Source organism: Caballeronia sp. LZ028, from assembly GCF_031451415.1.
Taxonomy (GTDB): Bacteria; Pseudomonadota; Gammaproteobacteria; order Burkholderiales; family Burkholderiaceae; genus Caballeronia; species Caballeronia zhejiangensis.
This window is the reverse complement of sequence record NZ_JARUXN010000033.1, coordinates 1-2,401: the sequence shown is the minus strand read 5'-3', so window position 1 is coordinate 2,401 and position 2,401 is coordinate 1. Positions and strand designations below refer to the sequence as shown.

At 66.1% G+C, this 2,401-nt stretch carries 2 protein-coding genes; both read right to left on the bottom strand.

Features of this window, described 5'->3' with window-relative positions; all coding sequences use genetic code 11:
• Positions 1 to 632 (bottom strand): response regulator (locus QCE58_RS33935; RefSeq protein WP_309781243.1); only part of this gene is annotated, 632 nt, incomplete at its 3' end.
• 3 nt (positions 633 to 635) lie between these two features.
• Positions 636 to 2,243 carry an ATP-binding protein gene (locus tag QCE58_RS33930; RefSeq protein ID WP_250522621.1) on the bottom strand — a complete coding sequence of 536 codons (1,608 nt, stop codon included), beginning with the start codon at positions 2,241 to 2,243 and terminating at the stop codon, positions 636 to 638.
• Between the last annotated feature and the right edge of the window lie 158 nt (positions 2,244 to 2,401).

Sequence of the window (2,401 nt, the reverse complement as noted above, 5' to 3'; positions counted from 1 at the left end):
ACGTCCTGCAGCTTGCGGCGCAGATTCTTGATGTGGCTGTCGATCGTGCGATCCGTCACCACGCGATGATCCGCGTAGACGTTATCGAGCAGAAACGAGCGCGGCAGTATTCGGCCCATCGACACATGCAGCAGATGCAGCAATCGGAATTCGATCGGCGTGAGGCGCAGTTCGTGGCCGTCGAGCGTCACGCGATGAAACTGCGGATCGATTTGCAGCGCGCTGGCCGCCGCGCCGCTCGCGGTTGCGTTCGCGCCGCCCGCGCGACGCAAGATCGCCTTCACGCGCGCGACCACTTCACGCGGGCTGAACGGCTTGCACACGTAGTCGTCCGCGCCGGTTTCGAGTCCGAGCAGACGATCGATCTCGTCGATGCGCGCCGTCAGGATGATGACCGGCAGCTCCGAAAACGTCCGCAATTCGCGGCAGATATCGAGTCCGCCGCGGCCCGGTAACATCAGGTCGAGCAGCATCAGCGAAGGCGGCGTTTGACGCACGAACGGGATGACCTGCGCGCCATCGGCGAGCGTCGTCACGATGTAACCCGCGACGCGCAGATAGTCGGCGAGCACGGCGGCCAGCTTCGGCTCGTCCTCGACGATCAGGACATGGGCGGCAGAGGTTACGGGCATCGCTTACTCGCGGTGGGAAGGAAAGCGCGCGGTGATCGACACGCCGCCGTGCGCCGAATCGTCCGCGCGGATGCTGCCGCCATGCGCCGTGACGATCGCCTTGCATAGCGAGAGCCCGAGTCCCGCGCCGCCGCTTTGCCGGCTGCGCGATTCGTCGACGCGATAGAAACGGTCGAAGAGATGCGGCAGCGCGGACGTCGGCACGCCCGGCGACGAGTCCTGCACGTTGAGCGTCCAGTCGTCGGGTGCGCCCGCGAGCGCGACGCGCACGCGCCCGTTCGGATCCGTGTAGCGCAGGGAATTCTGCAGCAGGTTCTTCAGCAATTGCACGAAACGCGCGGCGTCGACATCGACATCGGCGGAGGCGAGCGCATCGCTGCATTCGACATCGATGGCGAGCCGCTTCGCGCGGAACGACTGACGCATCGCATCGACGGACGCGCGCGTGAGCGCGTTCACCTGCGCGGGCGCCTTGCGATAGCGCAGCATGCCGACATCGCTCAGCGACAGGTCGTACAGGTCTTCGATGAGCTTGTTCAGCGCCGCGACTTCCGTCTGCAGCGAGGCGAGCGATGCGGCATCGAATACATGCACGCCGTCTTCGATCGCTTCGAGTTCGCTGCGCAGCACGGCGAGCGGCGTGCGCAATTCGTGCGACACGTCCGCGATGAACTCGCGCCGGCAACGTTCCGCGCGCTCCAGCGAATCGGCGAGCGAGTTGAAGTCCGATGCGAGCTTGTCGAGCTCGTCGCGATTCTTCGCGGGCACGCGAATCGAATAGTCACCGCTCGCGAGCCGATGCGTCGCGGCCATCACGCGGCGCACCGGCACGAGCACGAGGCGCGCGAGCACCATCGCGACGACGGCGGCGAGTATTACGGCGACGCCGCCGATCTGCCAGGTCGCGCGCATCTGCTGCGCCTGAAACGCGATGTCGGCGGCGTCGGTGAGCGGCGTCGGCCCGGCGGTTGCGAGCCAGCCGACGATCTTGCCATGCACGCGCACGGGCGACGCGGGCGCATCCGGCGGCGGCGGCTCGTTGGTGGATGCGACGAGCGCGCGATCCGCATCGAAGAGCGCGGCAGGCGGACGTTCCCGTCTATGCCCGCGCACGCGATCCGGCGATTCGATTTCGGGCGCTGTATTCAGCGAATCGCGCAGACGTGCGGATTCGGGCGGCGCGAAAGGCGACGGGTTCGGCAACGCGTTCGAAGGACGCATGCCCCAGTGCGGACCGTGCCACGGCTCGCCGAGCGGCCCGAGGATGCGCGCCACGCTTCCGCTGCCCGGAAAGCTGCGCCACGCGCTCGGCACGGTCGCGCGCATGTCTTCGATCTCGCGCCGCACGAACTGCTCCTGTGCGTCGTCGAGCAGCGCGAGCCATGCGTCGTCGTTGCCGCGCAGGAACGCCCAGTTGCCGTGCGCGGCGTACTCGCTCGCGACCTTCGCCATCACGGCGCGTTCGCGCCCCGCATCGCGTTCGCGCACGTAATGCAGAAAGCCGTTCTCGAAGCTGACGCGCACGGCGTAGCCCATCGTCAACGTGATGACGAGACACGCGACCAGCACGAGCAGAAAGATCTTCGAGGCGATGCCAAAACGAAACTTCAATGAGGAACCCTTCGCGTGGCAGGCGGATTGAATGACGGCCGATTCTAGTTGATGCGGCCTTCGTCACGCAGTTTCCTCGCGAATCTCCACGACTTCTCCACTTTTTCTCCATGCTGGATGCGGCATTGATCGCTAACGTCGCTGGCAATCTCAAGGGA